The organism is Marinobacter albus, from assembly GCF_030238305.1.
In the GTDB taxonomy this organism is placed as follows: Bacteria; Pseudomonadota; Gammaproteobacteria; order Pseudomonadales; family Oleiphilaceae; genus Marinobacter; species Marinobacter albus.
In genome coordinates, this window is record NZ_JASSQD010000001.1 from 165,840 (window position 1) to 187,566 (window position 21,727).

The following is a 21,727-nucleotide window of genomic DNA, read 5'->3' on the forward strand; positions in this document are numbered from 1 at the left end:
GGTTTTCCTTCCCTTAGTTGTATTCCGAGAAGACCCGGGTCTGGCCCTTGTCGTTGAACATGAGGACCTGGTAGTGGTCCTTGCGGTCCCCCATTTCCATGCCCGGAGAACCCATCGGCATGCCCGGTACGCTCAGGCCCTTGGCCTGCGGTGCCTCGGCAATCAGGCGATGGATGTCGTCAGCCGGCACGTGCCCCTCGATGACGTAGTCACCCACGAAGGCGGTGTGGCAGCTGGCGAGAGCGGGCGTTAGTCCAGCGTCGATTTTGACCGGGTTCAGGTTCTGGGTCTCCGTGACCTCTACCTCGAAGCCGTTGGCTTCCAGATGATTGACCCAATCCTTGCAGCAGCCACAGGTGGGCGACTTGTAGACGTGAATGTTCTGTGCCGCACCGGCGGCCAGCAGCGGGGTGCTGAAACCCAGTGCCGCCGTCAGGGCAAATCCAAGAGCCTGTTTTTTCATCAACTCATCCTCGCTCAATTTATGTCTAGTGATGGCTGTGGTCGTGTTCGGACGCGTCGCCGGTTGTGGGGGACAGCCAGAACCACCAAACGATGGCGGCCATAAGTACTAAACCTCCAGCGTTGACCAATAGAGTAGTCATCAGTTCCGCACCTCTCGTTGATCATGATCAGTAATCGGCGATTCCCGCCGGACATCCGGGCCGGTTTTGAAGAAACGCAGACGGTTGGCGTTGGAGACCACGGTAACCGAGGACAGCGACATGGCCGCGCCCGCCAGGATCGGGCTCATCAGGATGCCCCAGGCCGGGTAAAGCAGGCCGGCGGCGATCGGAATGCCGAGACTGTTGTAGATGAAGGCACCGAACAGGTTTTGGTGAATGTTCTTTACGGTCGCCCGGGAGATCTGGATGGCATCCGGCACACCGTGCAGGGAGCCCCGCATCAGGGTAATGGCCGCACTTTCGATGGCAACATCGGTGCCGGTGCCGATGGCAAAGCCGACGTCGGCGGCCGCCAGGGCCGGGGCATCGTTGATGCCGTCACCGACCATGGCCACGGTGTAACCCTTGCCGCGCATGGCGCTGACCACCTCAGCCTTGTCTTCCGGCAGTACCTCTGCGCGGTAGTCGTCTATGCCAGCCCTGGCGGCAATTGCCTTGGCAGTGGCATCAATGTCGCCGGTGACCATCATGACCCGGATGCCGGCATCGTGCAGGCGCGCTATCGCGGCCTCGGAGTCGGGCTTGATGGCATCGGCCACGCCAATAACGCCCAGCACCGAGTCACCCACGGAGACGAACAGCGGGGTGCCGGCCTGATCGGTGATGTCACGGGCAATCTCGTCCAGCCCCGATACATTCAGGCCTTCGCTTTCCAGCCAGCGGCGGTTGCCCAGGCGAACCGCCTGGCCGTTGTAATCACCCCGGACGCCCTTGCCGTTGAGGGCTTCGAAGTTGTTTACCGCCTCAACCGTAATATTGTCGTCCTTGGCACGGGATACCACTGCTTCGGCCAGTGGGTGCTCGGAGTGCTGCTCAAGCCCGGCTGCAATTGCCAACAGGCGCTGCTCATCGCCATCGGTGGCATACACCCGGGTGACGGCCGGATGGCCCTCGGTGATGGTGCCGGTCTTATCCAGGATGACCAGGTCCAGTTTTCCGGCGGTCTGCAACGCATCACCCTGGCGAATCAGCGCACCGTATTCCGCGGCCTTGCCAACGCCGACCATGACTGACATCGGTGTGGCCAGGCCCAGGGCACAGGGACAGGCAATGATCAGCACCGTGGTGGCGGCGACTATCATGTGAACCACGGCGGGTTCGGGACCCACGTTGTACCAGACCAAAGCGGCGACCACGGCAATCAACATCACCGTGGGCACGAATACCGAGGAAATCTTGTCCGCGAGCCGGCCTATGGCGGGCTTTGAGCCCTGGGCTTTCTTGACCAGCTGGATGATCTGCGCCAGCGCCGTTTCGCTGCCCACCCGGGTTGCCTCGTAGATGATGGACCCACGGGTATTCAGGGTGCCGGCAGAGACTTCGTCGCCCTCGCCCTTGCTCACCGGCATGGGTTCGCCCGTCAGCATGCTTTCATCAATGCGGGTGGAACCCTCGATAATTTCGCCATCCACCGGAAGTTTCTCGCCCGGGCGCACCCGGATACGATCGCCTTTCCGGACGTCTTCCACCGGAATGTCCCGTTCCTCGCCATCGCGAATCACCCTTGCGGTCTTGGCGCGCAGGTCCAGCAGCCGCCGCACCGCCTCCGAGGTCTTGCCCTTGGCTCGCAGCTCCAGGGCCTGACCCAGATTGATCAGGCCGATGATCATGGCGGACGCCTCAAAGTAGACGTGCCGCGCCATTTCCGGCAGGGCACCCGGTACGCTGGCAACGACAATGGAATACAGCCACGCCGTACCGGTACCCAGCGCAATCAGGGTATCCATGTTGGCGTTATGGTGCCGGAAGGCCTTCCAGGCGCCGGTGTAGAAATGACCGCCCGTGGCCGCGATCACCACCAGGGTGAGGGCACCCAGTGCCAGCCAGATACCCTGGTTGGCTTCGGTGACCATCATGGAGCCGAATCCCATCCCCCAGACCATCAGGCCCACGCCCAGCGACAGGCTCACCGCCATCTTGATCAACAGGCTGCGGTAGGTCTTCCTGTCTTGCTCCTGCTTGCGTGCATCCGCCTCGTCTTCGTTCTCGATCACGCTGGCACCGTAACCGGCGCTCTCCACCGCCCGGACCAGCGCCTGGGGATCGGCCTGACCGGTGGCGGTTGCCGTGTTGTCGGCGAGGTTCATGTGGGCATGGGTGATGCCCGGCACCGATTTCAGTGCTTTTTCGATGGTGTTCACACAGGAGGCGCAGGTGGCGCCGGAAACCGACAGGGCAATCTCACCGGCCTCATCGGTTGCCGCACCTGTGTCGGCGCGGGAGTCATCCACCTGGTTTGCGGCTTCATCAGTGGCCTGAGGTTCCGGCGCAGGTTCCCGTTGTCCGCTGCAGCAGCTGGACTCGGTCTCCCCGGAAATCGGCTCGGCCGGATACCCCGCCTCGGTCACCCGACGGGCCGCGTCGTCAAGATCGATGTCGTCAGGGAGCGCGACGGTCTGTTGGTCCAGGTTCACCTCGACCAGGTCCGGATCGCCTGTCAGTGGTTCCAGGGCGGCTCGAATCTTCTTGGCACAGCCCTGGCACGACGCTCCGGAAATGGACAAGGCGGTTTGCAGTGCCGTTGTCTCAGTCATCTGTCTTTACTCCTCATGTCCGTTAACTGTGGACGCATCGTCCCAATGTTCAATCAGGCGGCAGATGGTGTGGCCGTCCGGTGTGCCATCCGGCATATCCCGCCAGGCCGTGAGCGCGCCTTTCATGCGCTCGCGCAGCTGCTGGAGTTCGGTGATCTCACGCTCAACCTCGGCCAGCCGTTGCTCAAAGACCTCGCGCACCATCGGGCAGGGCGAATGATGATCGTCGGCCTGATCGAGAATGGCCCGGATCTCCGGCAACGAAAAACCCAGCTGCCGGGCCTTGCGGGCAAAGCGCAGCCGGCGCAGATCGTCGGTATCGAACTGCTGGTAATTGTTCTCCGGATTGCGGCTGGGGTTCAGCAGCCCTTCCCGGGTATAGAAACGGACGGTGTCCGGATTGACCGCCGCCGCTTCCGCTAACTGTTTGACTTTCATAGCTCAGACCCCTGGTTCAAGGTTGAACGAGTGTTTGGATACGCCAAACTCGGACTGCTTCCGATGTATAACAGAGCATAGCCTAAAACCTGTGAGTAACTCACAGGTCAAAGGTTTTTTTCGGGGAAAGGCGGGCGAGAGGCAAGGATGCGCGAGCAAATCGTGGATATCAGATGATTACATGGCAGAGGGAGGTGCGCTCAGCTAAGCTCTTGTTTTATAGATTGGTTGGTGGCGAATGGTGAGAGCGATTGTCCGTAATAACGAAGCGGTCAATTTTTTGCCAGAAAGTGGAGTGCCGCCTAATACCTGTGAGGAGTCAACATGGACGAGACGGATGAAGAATGGATCGCAGATTATCTCCGTTTAGAGTACGGAGAAGATATAGGTGACCCTGATTCAGTTAAAGCTGAAGATATAAAGCATATAGGCCATTTCATCATCAACGGCGTGCCAACTGATTACTTTACGTACCCACAATCAGGGGAGCCGTATATGTGGGCAACTATTGAAACAATTGATGGCAAAGACTGTGCCGGCATGACTGGCACACCACCTCCGGAGGGCTCTAGTGGACCAATCTCCTAACAAGTGCAGGCACGGCGACGCCCACTGCATTGCGCCTTCGGATCCATTCCTTGGGCGCGCATGCTGCAAGCGTTAGGCAAGTGAGGGATCTCATGGGAAGAATAAACGGCAGTCGCGTGCTGCTTGGGGGGCTCGTCGCGGGTCTCGTCATTGTTGTCGGGGAATACATCCTGAATGGCATTATCTTGTTCAGCGAATTCGCCTCCCAGCGAGAAAAGTTTGGTCTCGGCGATCCTTCAGCTGGTGAGTTAGCGGTTGGGGCCATGATCACCGTTCTTTACGGCGTTATTCTCATCTGGATCTACGCCGCCATCCGACCGCGTTTCGGGCCGGGCCCTCGAACGGCTCTAATCGCGGCCGCGACTTTCTGGGCCATCGCGTACGTGCTCTTTCTGGCGTCCCTCTGGGCGAATAGCCTTGTGTCCATGAAGTTCGCCGTTATCTCAATCCTTTGGGGAATATTGGAAGCACCAATCGCAGCCTTAATTGGTGCACGTATTTATCGTGAAGAATGATCTTGAAGTGCTATGCAGAGTACTGCCTAACAAAGCGTTCTATTCAGACGTTTGACCCGCCGCTGAACGCAAGGGTTAAATTCTATGATTGAGCTCATACGTAAATTTCAACTGAAAAGGGCGTTGCGGGGTTACGTCCAGATATTGGGGCCAGAACTCAGGAAGCGGTATGGTGGGTCAGATCAATACACCGTTCTCCAGATAAAGAAGACAGTCGCGCATCTGAAACTCGATATTCAGTACCTTCCCTATGCCGTGGCCATGTATCGGCATGAGCAGTCGAAAAACACGGTTGATATGTTGCGTCTTGATCAGGCTTTTTTGAATCGCTTGCGGGCGGAAGTGGCAGATGCTCTTCTGGACGGCAACCCAAATTACTCGGCGAGAGATGTGCTTGCTTTGAGTAAAAAGGTGAAGTGGAAAGGTGGCCCTTCACCAAATTGGTGGTCAAACAATCTGGGTAAAACCAGCCTTTGAGAAGTTAACAGCGCGATCAACGGGACGCCAACGGCGCAGTGCTCCGCTGTCGCCTATTGCCCTTAGTGGGAGCGACGGATGCAGATCACACTCTATGATTGGGGCCCCTCACCCTTCTGTCTAAAGGTCCGGGCAATTCTGGATTACAAAGGTATCCGATATAAACGGATCAATGTTCTTGGGAAAGGGACATTGGAGGTTTATCGGCGCGGCGGCATTGGCAAGGTTCCGGCGATCGATATTGACGGTTGTTTCCTGGCAGATTCCACCAACATCGCTCATGAACTTGATCGCCTTTTTCCGGAGCGACGCATTATCCCGCCTGATTCGGCCGAGGCTGCACTTTGCCACGTCCTTGACGATTGGGCGGATGAAGCCCTCTACTTCATCGGCCTCTATTACCAGTGGATGGATCCGGAAGGGGCACCGATGCTCTCGAAAGCTTTCCGCGGACCCGTTGGAAAGCTTGTGCTTCCGCTCTATAAACGTCGTCTCCATGCGCAGATAAAAGGACAGGGAACCGGAAGAAAACCACCCGCCATGATAAAGGAAGATTTGCTGCGGGAGTTGGATACCGTCGAGGGGTTGCTGAACGGAAAAGCGTTCCTTCTGGGGGCAACGCCCGCACTCTGTGATTTTTCGTTGATGGCGCAACTGGTGTACATGTCCCGTCCACCGGGATCTGCCAGAGAAGTCACCACGAGGGCAGCAATCACCGAGTATTTGGGCCGAATGCGGTCACTACGGAAGCATGGCAGGAATGACAGCTAACCAGTCGTTGCGGTTGTCGTTTGCCCCGCCGCGCCCCGGCCTTCTCTTAACTTCGCACGGACTCTTTCGCACGCAGAAAAGTACCGCAAGTCTTGCACTGGTCCGGCGCCATCAGCTTGGCCTGCCAGCCAATCTTGTGGCCACAGGCGGGGCAGGCCAGTTTGAGCTGGAGCACAATGATGGGCGTGACAATCAAGGCGATAAGCAAACCCAGAGGGCCCCAGCTGTCGCCACTGGACAGGCCGAGTTGGCTGCTGAAGACCAGCACGACGGTCAGCGCCAAAAACGCCACGATAAAATAGTTACGATTCCAGCGCTCCCACCGCCGGATCACGCCGTCCTGTTCAGGAGTGAGGTATTTCGAAGTCATAGCAACTCGCCCATGGAATGTAATGAGTATGGTGGGGATGGCGGACCGCTTTTACAATTCGGAATCCACGGTGGTTCGGGTCAGCAGGAGGCCTTGGGCCATGGCCCGTTCGAGCTCGGCGGCGGGAATCGGCCGGCTGATCAGGTAGCCCTGGGCGAGATTACAGCGATGGTTCTTCAGGAAGGCCAGCTGTTCCTCCGTTTCCACGCCCTCGGCAACCACCTGGATGCCCAGGTTGTGGGCAAGATTGATGACGGCCCGGGTGATGACGGCATCGTCGTGGCGTTCGGTGACCTCGGTGATGAAGGAGCGGTCGATCTTGAGCAGGTCCACCGGGAAATCCCTCAGATACCCCAGCGAAGAATAGCCCACGCCGAAATCGTCGATGGCCAGGTGCACACCCAACTGGTGCAGCCGAGACAGCTGGGTCAGGTTGCGTTCGATGTTCTGGATAAAGATCTCTTCGGTCAGTTCTACCTCGAGGCGATCGGCGGGCACATTCTCGGCCTTCAGGGCTTCCCGAATATGGTCCACGAGTTGCTCGTCGTCCAGCTCCCGGCCGGACAGATTCACGGCGATCCGGAGGTGTTCACAGGCCGTGCCTTGCCAGTTGGCCAGCTGCTGGCAGGCCGCCATGACGACCCAGCGGCCAATATCAGTGATGCGGCCGCTTTCCTCGGCAAGGGGAATGAAATCCACCGGCGGCAGCAATCCCCGACGGGGGTGTTGCCAGCGGATCAGCGCCTCGACGCTCTTGATTTCGGCATTATCCAGATCCAGTTGGGGCTGGTAGTGGAGGACAAATTCGTTGTGGGCCAGGGCCTGGCTCAGATCCTTGTCCAGTTCCAGGCGCATCACTTCCCGGTCCTGCATGCCTTCGGTGTAGAACTGATAGGTATTCCGGCCCTGCTCCTTCGCCCGGTACAGGGCCACATCCGCATTGCGCAACAGGGTGTCTGCGTCCAGGCCACTCTGTGGGTACACGGCAACACCCATGGTGGCCGTTACCCCGTGCGCCTCTCCCTGCACCTCGAAGGGCTCATCGAAACACTGTTTGACCTGACCCAGCAGGTGGATGATGTCGTCGATGTCCTCCACCTGCTGCTGGCACAGCATGAACTCGTCCCCACCGGAATAGGCCACCAGAATGCGCTCGTTGCTCAGGCGATTCAGTCGCTCCGACACCTTGATCAGCAGTTCGTCACCAAACTGGTGCCCCAGCGAGTCGTTCAGCATCTGGAAGCGGTCGAGATCCAGCATCACCAGGGCGACCTGACGCATCTGGCGGTCGGCGATGTTCAGGGTGTGGGCCAGGTCTTCCATGAAGAAACGCCGGTTGGCCAGGCCGGTCAGCGTATCGGTGGACTCAAGCCGGGCCAGATCCTGCTGAATGGTTTTTCTCTGGTCGATTTCCCGGTCCAGCTCACGGCGGGTTTTCAGCAGTGCCTGGTTGCGCTTGAGGATGAGCTGCGCCAGCAGGGTGGTCAGACTGGTCAGCAGACCCATCAGAATCAGTGACGCCAGGGTGACTTCGGGCCAGGTGCTGCGTTGGCTCTGGACCCACTCACTGGTCGGGTGCAGGATGAAGGACCAGTCCAGTGTTGGCAGCTGGACCGGCTCGGAGTGAGAGAACCCCGTGCTGGCGGTGCCGGAATCATTGAGCTGGTAGCTCATCTCGCCTTTGCTCAGGATGTCGATGCTGAAGGATTCCTTGACCCGCACGGTGAGCAACTGCCGTGCGAGGGTTTCCATACGGAACACGCCGGCGATAAAGCCATTGTTTTCATCCCCGGTGCCCACCGGCGCATAGATCACCAGGCCCTTGCCACCCTGGCGCAGATCAATGACGCCCGAGATGTCGAACTCGCCGGAATCCCGGGCGGTCTCGAGGGCTTGGAGGCGTTCTTCCGAGAAAGCGACGTTGAAGCCGATGACGTCCTCGTTACCGGTAAACGGTTCCAGCCAGCGGATGATGAAATCGCGGTCGATCCATTCGATGGCCTGATAGACACCGAAATCCTCGAGGTAATGGCGTGCGTCTTTGCGCCAGCTCGCTTCGGTGGTGTCGGGCGACACCTCCAGACGCTGGGCCATGCGTTGAATGGCTTCGGCGTGAATGATGAATTCGCGTTCCAGGTTGTTGGCCATGGCCCGGGCTTCATTGGCGAGGTTCGCCTCGATCTGCCGGGTGCCCTGCTGGACCAGGCCGAAATAGAGTGCTGCTGCCAGCCCCAGAAAAACCAGGAAAATGACCACCGGAAATGCGGGACTGAGCAGGCCTCGCACGACAATGTTGGTGGCTGGTACCGGTTTTTCCACTGTTTACTCCGTGAGTGTCCTGTTCCCCGTCCGAGTATCGACTGGGAGCTCGTGATTATGAATCATTTTTTTGAGAGCCGGCCATCATCTGGTGTATCCGGCTTCCAAGCGAGATGCCAAAGGCCCCGTCGGGCAGGGGGTTCGCGATTCCCGGCATTACGGCACCGTCTTCAAGTGTTCCGGCAAGGTCCACAATACGGGGAGTCACTGGATTTTTCGAGGCATCAAGCAGGATTTCGACCCGGGGTTTGAGCTTTCGGCCGGGGTGAGTGGCCACAACCAGGGCGACCGGCAGTCTGACTCTCTGTATTGCGGAAGTCCCGGGCGTTTCGGGCGTTCGATCCGGATCGGGTAGAGATGGGGCGTCCGGGTCACTGTCGATACGCCCGAATGTGAGCGGGGTCACATTTTTCGTTGTGGTTCAGGCGTGTACCGGGGGAATGCCCAGGCGTGGGATTTCCTGCTTGGGGCACCGATCCATCACAGTGGTCAGGCGCGCGGCTTCTGCCCGGGCGACGCCGGCTTCATTAATGACGCCGATCTGCAGCCAGATAACGGGAATCCGGAGTTCGATGGCCGCATCAATCACCGCGTCTGTGCGTTCAGGGGCCAGGAACAACTCCACCATGTCCACGGGTTCCGGCAGCGACGCCAGGTCCGGGTAGACGGTCTCTCCAAGCAGTTGCTTGCCGGCCAGCCGGGGGTTGACCGGAATTACCCGGTAGCCCTGTTGCTGCAGGAACTCCATGACCTCGTGGGAGGGGCGATTGGTTTTTTCACTGGCGCCGACAAGTGCGATGGAACGAACACTTTCCAGAATGGCTCGAAGTTGTTCCGGGGAGTTGCTGGGCATGGACAAAAACACCTGATTGGTTTATCGATGTGCCTCGAGGCAGACAGACACGGATTCGGCGTAGCGTAACGCGTGGGGTTTGTCGATTTCCACCTGCGCCCACTGCACGGCTTCATGTTCCATCACGATACTGAGCACCTCGTGGGTAAGGCGCTCGAGCAGGGCAAACCGGTTGCCGTCGACGTGGTGGATAATCTGTTTGGTGATGGTCCGGTAGTTCAGCGCCGCCGAGATTTCATTTTCATTAATGGCGTCGTTGGCGTCGTAGGTCAGACACACGTTGATCAACACATCCTGCTGGTTGTTGATCTCCTCATCCTTGATGCCGATGTAGGCACGCAGCAACAAATCCTTGATGCGAACCCGGGCCTGGTGATTCCCGATTACGTCTGTCATAGCGTCTCCGTTATCCGGGGTGGATCAGCGGTTATGGCCAATCAGATTGAGGAACTCCGTGCGGGTTGCCTGGGACTTGCGGAACTGTCCCAGCATCATTGAGGTCTTCATCCGAGAGTTCTGCTTTTCCACACCGCGCATCATCATGCACATGTGCTGGGCTTCGATGACCACGGCAACGCCCTTGGCGTTGGTGACGCTCTCGATGGCCTCGGCAATCTGGCGAGTCAGGTTCTCCTGAATCTGCAGGCGGCGGGCGTACATGTCCACGATGCGAGCGAACTTGGACAGGCCCAACACCCGCCCCTGGGGCAGATAGGCGATGTGGCATTTACCGATGAACGGCAGCATGTGATGCTCGCACATGCTGTACAGCTCGATGTCCTGAACCACCACCATCTCATCCATGGCAGATTCGAACACGGCATTATTAACCAGGTCGTCGAGGCTTTGCTGGTATCCCTGGGTGAGGAACTGCATCGCTTTGGCAGCTCGCATCGGAGTGTCCTGCAGACCTTCGCGGCCGGTATCTTCGCCCAGTCCATTAATAATGGCGCTGTAGTGGCCCGCAAGGTCGTCAAGGAGTTTGGTCATAGTCAATTCCGGTCTGCTGTGTCTTACAAGGGCCAAAGCTTAAGGCAATTTGCCCGTCATCTCTACGCTTTACGACCCGGACCCGGGAAAAGACCACTTTGACGCTGGTGCCGCATCTTGACTGCCGGAGGGCTATGGCAGGCACGGCTGGATTGTTTTACAGTCAGGGGTTGGGAGAGTCGCCGAGGATAAAGGATGGAACAGGTGATAGCCGATGCTCGAAACGCCGTGTCTGCCGGTCGCGAGTCCGGCACCCTTGAGGGTTGGCAGCAGGGAGGCAAATGGTTCAGCTACGAAGGCCATGCCATTTTCAGTCGCATGGCCGGGCAGGGCGAACCTCTGGTTCTGATTCACGGCTTCCCGACTGCCAGTTGGGACTGGAGCCGCGTCTGGCCAATGCTGACGCCGCAGTACAGTGTGCTGGCGTTGGACATGCTGGGGTTTGGTTTTTCCGATAAACCGGTGCCTTACCCCTACAGTATCGAAGATCAGGCCGACCTCATGCAGGGCTGGGTAGCTGGGCTGGGCTTGCCGGCCATACACCTGATTGCCCACGACTATGGCTGCAGTGTGGTGCAGGAGTTACTGGCCAGGGAGCAGGAGGGTGTGCTGCCGTTCGATATTGCCAGTGTCTGTTTCCTGAACGGCGCCCTGTTTCCCGAAGTTCACAATCCGCTGCTGATTCAGAAGCTCTTGCGGAGCCCCCTGGGCGGGCTGATCAGCCGCGGCTTGACCCGCCGCACGTTCGAACGGAATTTCCGTCGCCTTTTCGGCAGCCAGAACCCGCCGGACCAACAGGACATGGAAGACTTCTGGCAACTGCTGACCTACAACAACGGCCGGGGGATCCTGCACCACCTGATCCAGTTTATGGAGGAACGGCGCTGCCATCGCAATCGTTGGGTCGGGGCGCTGCAGAAGGCGACTCAGCCGATGCGGTTGATTTCCGGGACGGCGGACCCGGTTTCCGGTGCCGCCATGGCCCGGCGTTATCGTGAGTTGATCGCCAACCCGGACGTCGTGAGCCTGCGAAATACCGGGCATTACCCCCACTTTGAATGTCCTTGGGATGTGTTCAGCGCGTACCGGGATTTCCGAAAGCGGATCGGGTCCGGGAATCCGGAGTACTAGTTGCCGACAGCCGGGTCCACGAGTTCGGGGGCGTCAATTACCCCCGCTGGTGTTGCTCTCCGGGCATTGACCACCTGATTGCGACCCCGGGACTTTGCTTCGTACAGAGCTTGATCCGCCCGATTCAGCCAGACCGACCAGGTCTCCCCTTGACACACTTCCGCCACACTGGCGCTTGCCGTTATTTTGATGTCATCAAGGAACGGGGTTGAGCCGATACCGGTTAACAGTTGGTGGGCCAGGGTGTCCGCATCTTTCTGTCGGGTTTCCGGCAGCACGATCATGAATTCCTCACCGCCTATCCGGAACAGCTGATCGCTCTCCCGAAGGCGCTTGCGAATGCGCATCGCCATCTCTTTCAGAACCCGGTCGCCTGCCAGATGGCCCCATTGATCATTGATAACCTTGAAATAATCCAGATCGAACAGGATCAGGCTGGATACCCGCTCATAGCGCTCCCGCATCTGAATCTGATGGTTCAGAATGTCCGCAAGCTGAGACCGGTTCAGACACCCGGTCAGCGGATCGGTGGTGGCCAACCGGGTCAGTTCCTGCTGGAGTTTGCCTACCAGCCAGGCAAACACCATGGCAAACACGCAGGTCAGCCCCAGCGAGAAGGTGATGCGCCAGAAGTCGGCTTCCGGAAACTTGAGGAAAGAAACAACGGCCATAACGGTCACGAAAACGACGTTGCTCACGGTCGCCTCCCTCAGGGGCAGCAGGAAAAACAGGGCAGTGGCCGCCGGGTATGCCCAGTAGAGCCCGGCGTGCCCGTTTATGCTGGTGGAGTACGCGGCGCAGACCACAGCCAGTAGCGGGAACATGCGCCCCTTCAGGAAGTAGGTGTTGCGGTAATGCAGGAAGGCGATCACCAGCAGCGCGTTGGCACAGAACAGTATCAGCAGCCCGGATAGCAGCTGGTGGTCCTGGTTCCATTGCACCAGGATCAGTGGAGCAACCGCCACAAAGGCCCAGAAATGAAGGTGAAAAACCAGCTGCCGCTTGAACCCGAGGACAGCAAGGGTCGGGTTGGTGGCTAGAGAATCGGGTGGGGCAAAAACATTCACAGCAAACTCCTGCTGCCAAGGAAAATCGGTCCGCTTCCGATGCCGGACTGACGAAAGTCTAGCATGAGCCGCCTGATAGTGAAGCCCATACTGCAATTTATGACCTCTATAAGTTTTCTTCAGTTGGCCGGGCTTCTTCCGCTTGGTTAAACTCCGCCGATTCAAAACAGGGAGTTCGTCATGACCGCAATTCATACCCGGGCACCGGCACTGACCATCCGCGCAGGTCGCCGTGCGTTGGAGCGGCTGAAAGCCCGGCCTCTGACGCCAGCCGATGTCCACGTCGTGCCCGGCGCTGCAGGTGGGCCAAAGGCCCTGGGGATCAGTGGCCTGGACAAGGCCATCTTCGGGGACTGGCTACCCCGGGCTCCACAGGAGCGCTCGCTGATTGGCTCGTCCATTGGCAGTTGGCGGTTTGCGGCGGTGGCTTCGTCGGATAAACCGAAGGAACAGCTTGCGAGGCTGGCCGAGCTATACACGTCGCAGCGATTTGCCAAGGGGGTCAGCCCTGCCGAAGTCAGTCGCAAGAGCGTACTGTTCCTGGAAGAGCTGTTGGGCGGACGTGAAGATTACATTCTCAACCACCCCTGGTATCGGCTCAACGTGGTGGTGGTTCGCAGCCGCGGCATGCTGGAGCACGATACCCGGGGGCGCCTCAGCCTCGGTCTGATGAACGCCATCAGCGCCAACATGGTAAGCCGTCGCCATCTGGGCCGGTTCATGGAACGGGGCATCATTCACGATGCCCGCCTGAAAGCGCCGGTGGCGAAACTGGTCGACTTCCCCAGTCACGAGGTGGCGCTGACCCGCGATAATCTGCTGTCGGCGCTTCTGGCCTCCGCTTCCATTCCCATGGTGATGGCCGGTGTCCGTAACATCCCGGGCGCGCCGGAAGGGGTGTACCGTGACGGAGGGCTGTTGGACTATCACCTGGACCTGCCGTACGAACAGCCCGGAGTCATTCTCTATCCGCATTTCACCGATAAGGTGGTACCCGGCTGGTTCGACAAGACCCTGCCCTGGCGCCGGGGCGACGCCACCCGCTTACAGGATGTTGTACTCGTGGCCCCCTCCAAGGATTACCTTGAGTCCCTGCCGGACCGCAAGCTGCCGGACCGGAAAGATTTCGAGAAATACCTTAACGACGATGATGGCCGGGAGCGCTCCTGGCGCAAGGCCATTGCCGAAAGCGACCGGCTGGGCGATGAGTTCCTGGAACTGACCGAAAGCGGAAAACTTGCGGACGTCATTCGCCCGCTCTGACGTTCAGGCGGGCGTTGAATGACGCTCTGGCAGACCGGTCGCAAACAGGGCGGCAACGGCCACCATGGCGGAGGACGTCCACAGACACGCCTCCAGGCCAAAGGTCTGGTAGATCCAGCCGGAAAGCAGGGTGCCGAGCAGGCGTCCCGCGGCGTTGGACATGTAGTAGAAACCCACGTCCAGAGATACGCCGTCCGAGCGTGCGTAGCTGACAATCAGGTAGCTGTGCAGCGAGGAATTGACGGCAAACAGCCCGCCGAACAGCAACAACCCGATAACCACGGTCAGTTGTGGCGGGATTGGGGTCGCCAGGCCGATCGCGATGGCCGCTGGCACAACGGCAAGCGCCCAGGCCCAGAGTATCGCCGGTGTCTTGCCCGACAGGTCGCCGGTGATCCTGGGGGCCTGGGTCTGGATAACGCCGTAGCCGATGATCCAGCAGGCCATGAAGCCACCCACTTGCCAGAAATCCCAGCCAAACACGGTGTGGAGGTATACGGGCAGGGCGACGACGAACCAGACATCCCGGGCGCCGAACAGGAACAGGCGGGCTGCTGAAAGGATATTGATCGGCCGGCTCTTGGACAGCATATCGGTGAACTTGGGTTTGGCCTTGCTCTTGCCGATTTCCCGCTTCAGCAGGAACAGGCTGGACAGCCAGATCAGAGTCAGGGCGGCGGCCATGGTGATGACGGCGCCCTTGAAGCCAGCCGTCATGAGCAGAACGCCGCCCAGGAAAAAGCCCACGCCCTTCAGGGTATTCTTGGAGCCGGTCAGCACCGCGACCCATTTGTAGAGCTTGCCCTGTTCGGTATCGGGCACGAGCAGCTTGATGCCACTCTTGGCCGACATCTTGTTCAGGTCCTTGGCGATTCCCGACAGCGCCTGGGCCGCCATGACCCAGGGCACCGTCAGCGCTGCCGCGGGTACGGCCAGCATGGCCAGCGCCACGATCTGCAACAGCAGGCCCAGATTCATGGTGCGGTTCAGCCCCATCCGGGCTCCGAGGTAACCGCCGACAAGATTGGTCACGACGCCGAAGAACTCGTAGAAGACGAAGAGCAGCGCAATGTCCAGGGGCGCATAGCCAAGCTGATGAAAATGCAGCACCACCAGCATTCTCAGGGCACCGTCGGTCAGGGTGAAGGCCCAGTAGTTGCCGGTGATGACCAGGTACTGGCGGATGGCTGCCGTCATATCAGGAAGCGCCAACCTTGCGCATCAGTTCGGCGGTGCGATTGGCGTAGCCCCACTCGTTGTCGTACCAGGCGTAGAGCTTCACCTGGGTGCCGTTGACCACCATTGTGGACAGGGCATCGATGATGGCGGATCGGGGATCGGTCTTATAGTCAATCGAGACCAGCGGGCGTTCCTCGTAGCCCAGAATGCCCTCCAGCTCCCCCTCGGCCGCCTCTTTCAGAAGCTGGTTGACCGTCTCTCGGTCGGTGGGGGTGTCCACTTCAAAGACACAGTCAGTGAGTGAGGCGTTGGTCAGCGGGACCCGCACGGCGTGACCGTCGAGCCGGCCCTTCAGCTCCGGGAAGATCTCGATGATGGCGGTGGCGGAACCGGTGGTGGTCGGGATCAGAGAGCTGCCGCAGGCCCGGGCCCGGCGCAGGTCCTTGTGCGGGGCGTCGAGGATGGTCTGCGTGTTGGTCAGGCTGTGGATGGTGGTGATTGATCCGTGGCGGATGCCCAGCTTCTCGTGAATCACTTTCACCACCGGTGCCAGGCAGTTGGTGGTGCAGGAGGCCGCCGTGACAATCCGGTCCGTAGCGGGGTCGAACAAATGGTCGTTTACGCCCATCACCAGGTTCCGGGCACCGGCTTCCTTGACCGGGGCGGTGACCACCACCCGTTTCACGCCCTGGTCCAGGTAGGCCTGGAGCACGTCCACCTTTCGCATATGGCCACTGGCCTCGATGACCACGTCGCAACCGGACCAGTCGGTTTCGCCGATGGTCCGGTTGTGGGTCACCCGGATGCGGTGGCCGTTGATGACCAGAGCGGTGCCATCGAAGCCGGCCTCCTGGTTCCAGCGTCCATGAACGCTGTCGAAGTTCAGCAGGTGTGCCAGGGTGGCGGCGTCTGCGCCGGGGTCATTGACCGCCACGAATTCGACGTCGGGCCATTCCCAGGCCACGCGCAGCGCGAGCCTGCCGATGCGGCCGAAGCCATTGATGCCTACTTTGATCGTGCTCATTGCGGGTACCTCCCCTCGTTTTCCGGGGTTGTCGAAAGGGTGTCAGGAGAGCCGACGGCCGGAAACCAGCGTCGGGTCCGGTTGGCGAACGCGACCAGCGACAGCATCACCGGGACTTCCACCAGAACACCGACGACCGTAGCCAGGGCCGCCCCGGAGGTGAGTCCGAACAGGCTGATGGCGACGGCAACGGCCAACTCGAAGAAGTTTGACGTGCCGATCAGGCTCGCCGGGGCGGCGATGTCGTGGGGCAGTCTCATTCTCCGGGCCATAAAGTAGGCGATGAAAAAGATGCCGTAGCTCTGGATCAACAGCGGGACGGCGATCAGGGCAATGGCGAACGGGTTGTCCAGGATCCGGTCTGCTTGTAGGCCAAACAGCAGGGCCACGGTCGCCAGCAGGCCCATGATGGTGGTTGGCTTGCTGTGTTGCAGCCAGGCGTCCAGACGCGACTGGCCCTGGCGCAGCAGGTAGCGCCGGGTCAGGACCCCGGCCACGAGCGGCGCAACCACGTAGAGCACCACCGAGAGCAACAGGGTTTCCCAGGGCACCGTAATGGTGGAAAGGCCCAGCAGGAAGGCGGCAATCGGCGCAAAGGCAAACACCATGATGAGGTCGTTTACCGACACCTGAACCAGGGTGTAGGCGGAATTGCCCCGGGTAAGCTGGCTCCAGACGAAGACCATTGCGGTGCAGGGGGCGACCCCGAGGAGAATCATGCCGGCGATGTATTCCGTGGCCGTGGTCGGGTCCACCAGGTCCGCAAACAGCAATTTGAAGAATAGCCAGCCCAAAGCCGCCATGGTGAACGGCTTGATCAGCCAGTTGATGAACAGGGTCAGGATCAGTCCCCGGGGTTCGCGGCGGACATTCCGGATGGCGGTGAAATCCACCTGAACCATCATCGGATAGATCATGGCCCAGATGAACACCGCCACCACAAGGTTCACGTGGGCGTACGTCAGGTTGGCGATGGTGTGGTACACCCCCGGTAGCAGGGTGCCGGTGGTCATTCCGAGTGCGATGGCGAGGGCCACCCACAGGCTGAGGTAGCGTTCGAAGGTTCCCATCAGCTGCAGTCCACACTGACGGGGCGGTCGGGCAAGGCATCCAGCCGCTGGCTGATGGGCGCCAGCAGGCCCGCGCAGGCCTCGGAGGACCTGCCGAGTACTGACTGGACCCATTCGGGCAGCTCCGGATGCAGTCGATAGTACACCCACTGCCCCCGGCGCTCATCCTGCAACAGGTTGTGCTCCCGGAGGTACGCCAGATGGCGACTGACCCGGGGCTGGGACAGATTCAGGGCGGCGGTGAGTTCGCACACGCACAGCTCGGTCTGCTGCCGGATCAACAGCAGGATGGTCAGTCGGTTCTCGTCGCCCAGCGCCTTGAACACGCGAACGGGGTGGTAGTCAGCGTTGGTGGCAATCAATATCTGATTTTCCATATATGCAGAAAAACGGATGTAAATGTACGGACTCGTGGCGCATGAGGCAAGTCGGGCATGAGGAATTGTCTATACTGCGGGTACTTTTATGCCGAATTGTTTTCCGGGAGGTTCTATGAGTGATGCCAAAGCCCGTGTGGCGAGGACAACGCCATATTCTGTCCTGGTCGAGGCGGGCAAGAATTACCTGTGGTGCGCCTGTGGCCGGAGTCAGACTCAGCCGTTCTGCGACGGATCCCACAAGGGCACGGGGTTCAAGCCGGTAAAGTACACCGCCGAGAAAAAGGAATGGGTCTGGTTCTGTGGTTGTAAGCAGACGGGAACACCGCCGCTGTGTGACGGCACCCATAAATCACTTACCTAGTGCCCGTTCTGGGCAAAGGCACCGAGCCGGTACCCGCTCAGTCCGTGCACCGGATCCTGGAGTGCCAGAATTCGGATGGCGACATTGAGTACGGTCTCTTCGTCGCGGTGCAGCAATGGTAAATCAATGCGTTCGATGGAGTGGTCCGCTCGCGCGGCCGTGAGGGCCCGCCGGAAGTTCTCCCGTGAGCCGGGCTCGATCAGCCGTTCGAACGGCTCTCCGATCAGGTCGGCGGGGGCCCGTGCCAGCAGTTCTGCAACCTGAGGGGAAATGAAACCGATAAGGCCCATTTCGTCCAGTTCGCTGATGATGGCGCCGGACAGGGCGATCAGATCCCGGCTGCGCTGTTCGCTGTCATTCAGGGCCTGACGCAGTATGGATTTTTCCACCTGAAGGTTGGTGATGTGCTGATCGGCCCCGGTTCCCCTGCGTTCCAGATCAACGATCTGCAGGGACTGCCCATGGAGCCTTCGGCACTGGAACAGGGCCAGGAGCGTCGCCACGAGGGTTAGCGTCCCGCCGGAGAGCCAGACGTTCCTGTGGGCGCTGTTGGCCGATTGTTCCAGCAGGGACCGGGAAGGCACCGTCGTCAGCATCCAGCTGAAGTCGCCGTAGTTCACCTCGGTCCGCAGGGCTCGCGTGGGATCGATCGAGCCCTGCGTGCGGATCTGGAGCAATGGCCGCTTGGTGTGGCGTGAGAGGGTATCGACCCGAACCCCCAGGCTTGGTGGCAACGCCTCATCGAAAACGGAATGCAGCCATTCCTGGGTTGAGGCATTTTCAGACGCCCGTGTTGGCACCCGGGCCAGCAACAGATTGACCAGTGCCTGGTGTTGGGCCTGGTAATGAGCCTCGGCCAGTTCGCTGGCCCGGCTGGATTCGAAGTGGGCCATGGTCGCCGTCGCCGTCAGTCCGACGATCAGTATGACCAGGGGAACCCACAGGCCGGGCCAGAGGCCGGTCTGCCCGGGCGAACGGGGTTTTGAGCTGTCCATGCAGGCCTTCCCGAGTGATGACGGTTTAGCGCCATGCTCATTAAGTGGTGTCCCCTCACTTTAGACCAGGCGGTCGCTTCAGGGAAATCCTCATGCCCCTCATGCCCGGGCCTTGCCGGCGCCTCCGTAGACCAGCAGAAAGGTCAGGAAGGCGGTGACCACCGCCGACGGCCCGGCCGGTGTGTCCAGGTACCATGACAGGCTCAGGCCGCCGCTCACCGCAATAAAGCCGAACACCATCGCCAGACCCACCATATGTTCCGGGTTGTGGGCCAGGCGCCTGGCTGTTGCCGCAGGAATGATCAGCAGGGCGGTAATCAGCAGAACCCCGACAATTTTCATGGCGACGGCGATCACCAGTGAAAACATCAGCACCAGTACCAGCCGCAGCCGTTCTACCGGCAGGCCTTCCACCAGCGCCAACTCCTGGTGAATCGTGCTCATCAGCAAGCCTTTCCACAAGGTCGCCAGCAGAGTCAGGATCACCGCGGCACCGCCGTAGATCCAGATCAGATCGTTACGGCTCATGGCCAGCAGGTCACCGAACAGCAGACCGGTCAGGTCGACCCGTACATCGGGCATGAAACTGAGTGTGACCAGGCCAATGGCGAGGGCGCTGTGGGCGAGTATGCCCAGAAGGGTGTCCGTGGCCAGGGCTCGGGTCCGGGAGAACAGCACCAGAGCCACGGCCAGCACGACGCAGGTCAGTACCACGCCAACGTGCAATGGCACACTGATCAGGAAGCTCAGGGCGATACCCAGCAGCGCCGAGTGGGCGAGGGTGTCCCCGAAATAGGCCATCCGCCGCCAGACCACAAAACAGCCCAGCGGGCCGGCTACCAACGCCACTCCCAGGCCACCGATCATCGCCCGCCAGAAGAAGTCATCGAGAACAGCATCAATGATGGGCATGGCCGGAGCACTCCTGATGGCCGGAAGGTGAAGCGACTGAGGTGTCTTCGACCACATCGCCGTGGAGATCGTGGCTGTGGTTATGGCGGTGGTGGTAGACCGCGAGGGACTCGGCGACCTGGGTACCAAAGGTCTCGATGAAGGCCGGATCGTGGGAAATGTCGGCCGGGTGCCCACTGCAGCAGATATGCTGGTTCAGGCAGATGACCTGGTCGGTTGCTGCCATCACCAGATGAAGGTCGTGGGAGATCATGATCACCCCGCAGTTGAGTTCGTCCCGGAGCTGGCGGATCAGTTCGTACAGCGAGGCCTGGCCATTGATGTCGACTCCCTGGGCGGGTTCGTCGAGCACCAGCAGGTCCGGTTTCCTCACCAGGGCCCGGGCCAGCAGCAGTCGCTGTTTTTCGCCTCCGGACAGGTGGTGTACCGAGGCATTGAACAGGTGTCCGACACCGGTTTTCGACAAGGCCGCCTGACAGTCGGGCTCCGAGCGTCCGGTAAGCATCATGAAACGCTTGACGCTCAGAGGCAGGGTTGATTCCAGGGTCAGGTGCTGGGGAACATAGCCGATCACCAGCTTGCGGGCCAGGCTGACAACGCCACGGGTGGGCTTTTGCAGGCCCAGCACGGCTTTGATCAGGGTGGTTTTACCCGCACCGTTCGGTCCGATGATAGTGAGGATGTCGCCCCGATGAACCTTCAGATTGACGTGATCCACCACGGGACGATCGTCAAACGCCACGGTGAGATCGTCCAGAGTGACCAACAGTTCATTCATGGCCGGAGTCCTTCTGGCACCGTGGGCAGAGCCCGGCAATTTCGAGGGTGATGTCATCCAGTTCGAAGGATTCCGCGTCTGCCGCTGCCTGCACGGCCCCCGAGACAGACGGAGCCGTCAGCTCAAGCACATTGCCGCAGGCCCGGCAGATAAGGAACATGCCAGTATGGTGCTCACCGGCGTGAGCGCAGCCAATGAAGGCGTTGAGCGAGGCAATACGATGAACCAATCCGTTCTGTTGCAGGAAATCCAGCGCCCGATAGACCGTTGGTGGTGCAGCATTGTGGCCGTCCTCGGCGAGCTGTGCCAGCACGTCATAGGCACCCAGAGGTTTATGGGATTGCCAGATCAGTTCAAGCACTCGCTCCCGGGTGGGCGTCAGGCGCGCACTGCGTTGCTGGCAGATGTCCCGGGCGTCGGCGAGGGCCTGGGTGACACAGGCGTCGTGATTGTGCGGGCGATAGGGCAGAGCGCGGGCAGGCATGGCGGGAATCCTGGGAAATTTGCAACATTATAACATTTGCATAAATCCCTGCCACGGCCCCGCCGTGGGTTTAGCTGTGGGACTGGTTCGCCAGCGATTCCAGATATTCCAGATTGGGAATCCAGGCGCTTTCGCCGTCCACCTCAACTTGCATGATATCGGCCGGGCCGGCCTCTCCGTCTTTCTGGCTGATCTGATCTTCGGTCAGTCGGGTCTGGCTCGGAATACCCTGGGTAACCAGTGCCATGAAGGGCACCTGCTCGTGGTGTTCACCAATGGTGTTCAACACCACGATGCGACCCCGGTTATCACCGGGCACACTGAGGCTGCCGCCGTTGGCGGCGTCGTAGGAAATCACCGGGAGTGTCAGTCCACGCCAGTCCAGATAGCCGACCAGCCAGTCGGGGGTGTTGGCCCCGGCCTCGGAGCTGGCAAAATCCACCACTTCGGCAATGGTGACGTTCGGCAGCAACAGTTGCCGCTCGCTCATGGGAATCATAACGCAGGAGAGAGTCTGGCTTTTGTCTTTCATTGCATGTGTC

General features: G+C 60.0%; 26 protein-coding genes. 8 read left to right on the forward strand and 18 right to left on the reverse strand.

Annotated elements, in window-relative coordinates:
* Positions 1-13: 13 nt before the first annotated feature.
* The 3 genes from QQF73_RS00770 to QQF73_RS00780 all read right to left on the reverse strand — a co-directional run bounded on the left by QQF73_RS00770 (position 14) and on the right by QQF73_RS00780 (position 3,658).
* Positions 14-463 (reverse strand): DUF411 domain-containing protein, encoded by a 450-nt coding sequence (locus tag QQF73_RS00770; RefSeq protein ID WP_219867317.1) that lies wholly within the window; start codon positions 461-463, stop codon positions 14-16.
* 141 nt (positions 464-604) lie between these two features.
* On the reverse strand, positions 605-3,220 hold the full coding sequence (locus tag QQF73_RS00775) for a heavy metal translocating P-type ATPase (RefSeq protein ID WP_285366878.1): 2,616 nt from the start codon (positions 3,218-3,220) through the stop codon (positions 605-607).
* 6 nt (positions 3,221-3,226) lie between these two features.
* Positions 3,227-3,658, reverse strand: a complete 432-nt coding sequence (locus tag QQF73_RS00780; RefSeq protein WP_219867315.1) for a MerR family transcriptional regulator — start codon at positions 3,656-3,658, stop codon at positions 3,227-3,229.
* A gap of 324 nt (positions 3,659-3,982) precedes the next feature.
* On the opposite strand from QQF73_RS00780, the gene QQF73_RS00785 reads away from it, so the two are divergent.
* The 4 genes from QQF73_RS00785 to QQF73_RS00800 all read left to right on the forward strand — a co-directional run bounded on the left by QQF73_RS00785 (position 3,983) and on the right by QQF73_RS00800 (position 6,009).
* Positions 3,983-4,246 carry a hypothetical protein gene (locus tag QQF73_RS00785; RefSeq protein WP_219867314.1) on the forward strand — a complete coding sequence of 88 codons (264 nt, stop codon included), beginning with the start codon at positions 3,983-3,985 and terminating at the stop codon, positions 4,244-4,246.
* Between the two features lie 92 nt (positions 4,247-4,338).
* Complete coding sequence (locus tag QQF73_RS00790; protein WP_219867313.1) at positions 4,339-4,761, forward strand: hypothetical protein; 423 nt, start codon at positions 4,339-4,341, stop codon at positions 4,759-4,761.
* Between the two features lie 84 nt (positions 4,762-4,845).
* Entirely contained in the window at positions 4,846-5,238 is a 393-nt protein-coding gene (locus QQF73_RS00795) for a DUF6559 family protein (protein WP_285366879.1), read from the forward strand.
* 78 nt (positions 5,239-5,316) lie between these two features.
* Positions 5,317-6,009, forward strand: a complete 693-nt coding sequence (locus QQF73_RS00800) for a glutathione S-transferase family protein (protein ID WP_285366880.1) — start codon at positions 5,317-5,319, stop codon at positions 6,007-6,009.
* 46 nt (positions 6,010-6,055) lie between these two features.
* Here the strand turns inward: QQF73_RS00800 and QQF73_RS00805 are convergent, their stop codons facing one another.
* Both QQF73_RS00805 and QQF73_RS00810 read right to left on the reverse strand, forming a co-directional pair.
* The gene (locus QQF73_RS00805; protein ID WP_219867310.1) at positions 6,056-6,379 is read right to left on the reverse strand and encodes a hypothetical protein; all 324 of its coding nucleotides are present in this window, start codon (positions 6,377-6,379) and stop codon (positions 6,056-6,058) included.
* A gap of 51 nt (positions 6,380-6,430) precedes the next feature.
* Positions 6,431-8,698, reverse strand: a complete 2,268-nt coding sequence (locus tag QQF73_RS00810) for a putative bifunctional diguanylate cyclase/phosphodiesterase (protein ID WP_285366882.1) — start codon at positions 8,696-8,698, stop codon at positions 6,431-6,433.
* Between the two features lie 70 nt (positions 8,699-8,768).
* Between QQF73_RS00810 and QQF73_RS00815 the strand changes: the two genes are divergently transcribed.
* Positions 8,769-9,053: a hypothetical protein gene (locus tag QQF73_RS00815; protein ID WP_219867308.1), complete on the forward strand. Its 285-nt coding sequence runs from the start codon at positions 8,769-8,771 to the stop codon at positions 9,051-9,053.
* 66 nt (positions 9,054-9,119) lie between these two features.
* Here the strand turns inward: QQF73_RS00815 and QQF73_RS00820 are convergent, their stop codons facing one another.
* From QQF73_RS00820 to folE, 3 genes are read right to left on the reverse strand one after another with little or no spacing between them, the layout of a single operon-like run.
* Positions 9,120-9,551, reverse strand: coding sequence for a CoA-binding protein (locus QQF73_RS00820; RefSeq protein ID WP_219867307.1), 432 nt, complete (start codon positions 9,549-9,551; stop codon positions 9,120-9,122).
* A gap of 21 nt (positions 9,552-9,572) precedes the next feature.
* Complete coding sequence (gene folX / locus QQF73_RS00825) at positions 9,573-9,947, reverse strand: dihydroneopterin triphosphate 2'-epimerase (protein ID WP_285366883.1); 375 nt, start codon at positions 9,945-9,947, stop codon at positions 9,573-9,575.
* Between the two features lie 24 nt (positions 9,948-9,971).
* A complete protein-coding gene (gene folE / locus QQF73_RS00830) occupies positions 9,972-10,541 on the reverse strand; it encodes a GTP cyclohydrolase I FolE (protein WP_219867305.1) in 570 nt (189 codons plus the stop codon).
* 195 nt (positions 10,542-10,736) lie between these two features.
* Between folE and QQF73_RS00835 the strand changes: the two genes are divergently transcribed.
* Complete coding sequence (locus tag QQF73_RS00835; protein WP_219867304.1) at positions 10,737-11,672, forward strand: alpha/beta fold hydrolase; 936 nt, start codon at positions 10,737-10,739, stop codon at positions 11,670-11,672.
* Here QQF73_RS00835 and QQF73_RS00840 read toward each other — a convergent pair.
* Positions 11,669-12,739: a GGDEF domain-containing protein gene (locus tag QQF73_RS00840; protein WP_219867303.1), complete on the reverse strand. Its 1,071-nt coding sequence runs from the start codon at positions 12,737-12,739 to the stop codon at positions 11,669-11,671. The genes QQF73_RS00835 and QQF73_RS00840 overlap by 4 nt on opposite strands.
* Before the next feature lie 180 nt (positions 12,740-12,919).
* On the opposite strand from QQF73_RS00840, the gene QQF73_RS00845 reads away from it, so the two are divergent.
* Complete coding sequence (locus QQF73_RS00845; RefSeq protein WP_219867302.1) at positions 12,920-14,002, forward strand: patatin-like phospholipase family protein; 1,083 nt, start codon at positions 12,920-12,922, stop codon at positions 14,000-14,002.
* 3 nt (positions 14,003-14,005) lie between these two features.
* On the opposite strand, the gene arsJ is transcribed toward QQF73_RS00845, so the two are convergent.
* Genes arsJ through QQF73_RS00865 form a run of 4 tightly spaced genes read right to left on the reverse strand, consistent with a single transcriptional unit; the run spans position 14,006 to position 17,637 of the window.
* Positions 14,006-15,199 carry an organoarsenical effux MFS transporter ArsJ gene (arsJ, locus tag QQF73_RS00850; RefSeq protein WP_285366885.1) on the reverse strand — a complete coding sequence of 398 codons (1,194 nt, stop codon included), beginning with the start codon at positions 15,197-15,199 and terminating at the stop codon, positions 14,006-14,008.
* A gap of 1 nt (position 15,200) precedes the next feature.
* Positions 15,201-16,205 (reverse strand): ArsJ-associated glyceraldehyde-3-phosphate dehydrogenase, encoded by a 1,005-nt coding sequence (locus QQF73_RS00855; RefSeq protein WP_219867300.1) that lies wholly within the window; start codon positions 16,203-16,205, stop codon positions 15,201-15,203.
* On the reverse strand, positions 16,202-17,275 hold the full coding sequence (arsB, locus tag QQF73_RS00860; protein WP_219867299.1) for an ACR3 family arsenite efflux transporter: 1,074 nt from the start codon (positions 17,273-17,275) through the stop codon (positions 16,202-16,204). Before arsB ends, QQF73_RS00855 begins: the two co-directional genes overlap by 4 nt.
* On the reverse strand, positions 17,275-17,637 hold the full coding sequence (locus QQF73_RS00865; RefSeq protein ID WP_285366887.1) for an ArsR/SmtB family transcription factor: 363 nt from the start codon (positions 17,635-17,637) through the stop codon (positions 17,275-17,277). The genes arsB and QQF73_RS00865 overlap by 1 nt, the downstream gene beginning before the upstream one ends.
* A 130-nt stretch (positions 17,638-17,767) precedes the next feature.
* Here QQF73_RS00865 and QQF73_RS00870 point away from each other — a divergent pair, with 130 nt between their 5' ends.
* On the forward strand, positions 17,768-18,016 hold the full coding sequence (locus QQF73_RS00870; RefSeq protein WP_219867297.1) for a CDGSH iron-sulfur domain-containing protein: 249 nt from the start codon (positions 17,768-17,770) through the stop codon (positions 18,014-18,016).
* Here the strand turns inward: QQF73_RS00870 and QQF73_RS00875 are convergent.
* The 5 genes from QQF73_RS00875 to QQF73_RS00895 form a co-directional block, all read right to left on the reverse strand.
* Positions 18,013-19,011, reverse strand: a complete 999-nt coding sequence (locus QQF73_RS00875; protein ID WP_285366888.1) for a PAS domain-containing protein — start codon at positions 19,009-19,011, stop codon at positions 18,013-18,015. The two genes, QQF73_RS00870 and QQF73_RS00875, sit on opposite strands and share 4 nt — an antisense overlap.
* A 99-nt stretch (positions 19,012-19,110) precedes the next feature.
* The gene (locus QQF73_RS00880) at positions 19,111-19,923 is read right to left on the reverse strand and encodes a metal ABC transporter permease (RefSeq protein ID WP_285366890.1); all 813 of its coding nucleotides are present in this window, start codon (positions 19,921-19,923) and stop codon (positions 19,111-19,113) included.
* Positions 19,910-20,701 (reverse strand): zinc ABC transporter ATP-binding protein ZnuC, encoded by a 792-nt coding sequence (gene znuC, locus QQF73_RS00885; RefSeq protein WP_219867294.1) that lies wholly within the window; start codon positions 20,699-20,701, stop codon positions 19,910-19,912. Before znuC ends, QQF73_RS00880 begins: the two co-directional genes overlap by 14 nt.
* Positions 20,694-21,185, reverse strand: a complete 492-nt coding sequence (locus QQF73_RS00890) for a Fur family transcriptional regulator (RefSeq protein WP_219867293.1) — start codon at positions 21,183-21,185, stop codon at positions 20,694-20,696. Before QQF73_RS00890 ends, znuC begins: the two co-directional genes overlap by 8 nt.
* 70 nt (positions 21,186-21,255) lie before the next feature.
* Positions 21,256-21,717, reverse strand: coding sequence for a chemotaxis protein CheW (locus tag QQF73_RS00895; protein ID WP_219867292.1), 462 nt, complete (start codon positions 21,715-21,717; stop codon positions 21,256-21,258).
* Positions 21,718-21,727 lie beyond the last annotated feature (10 nt).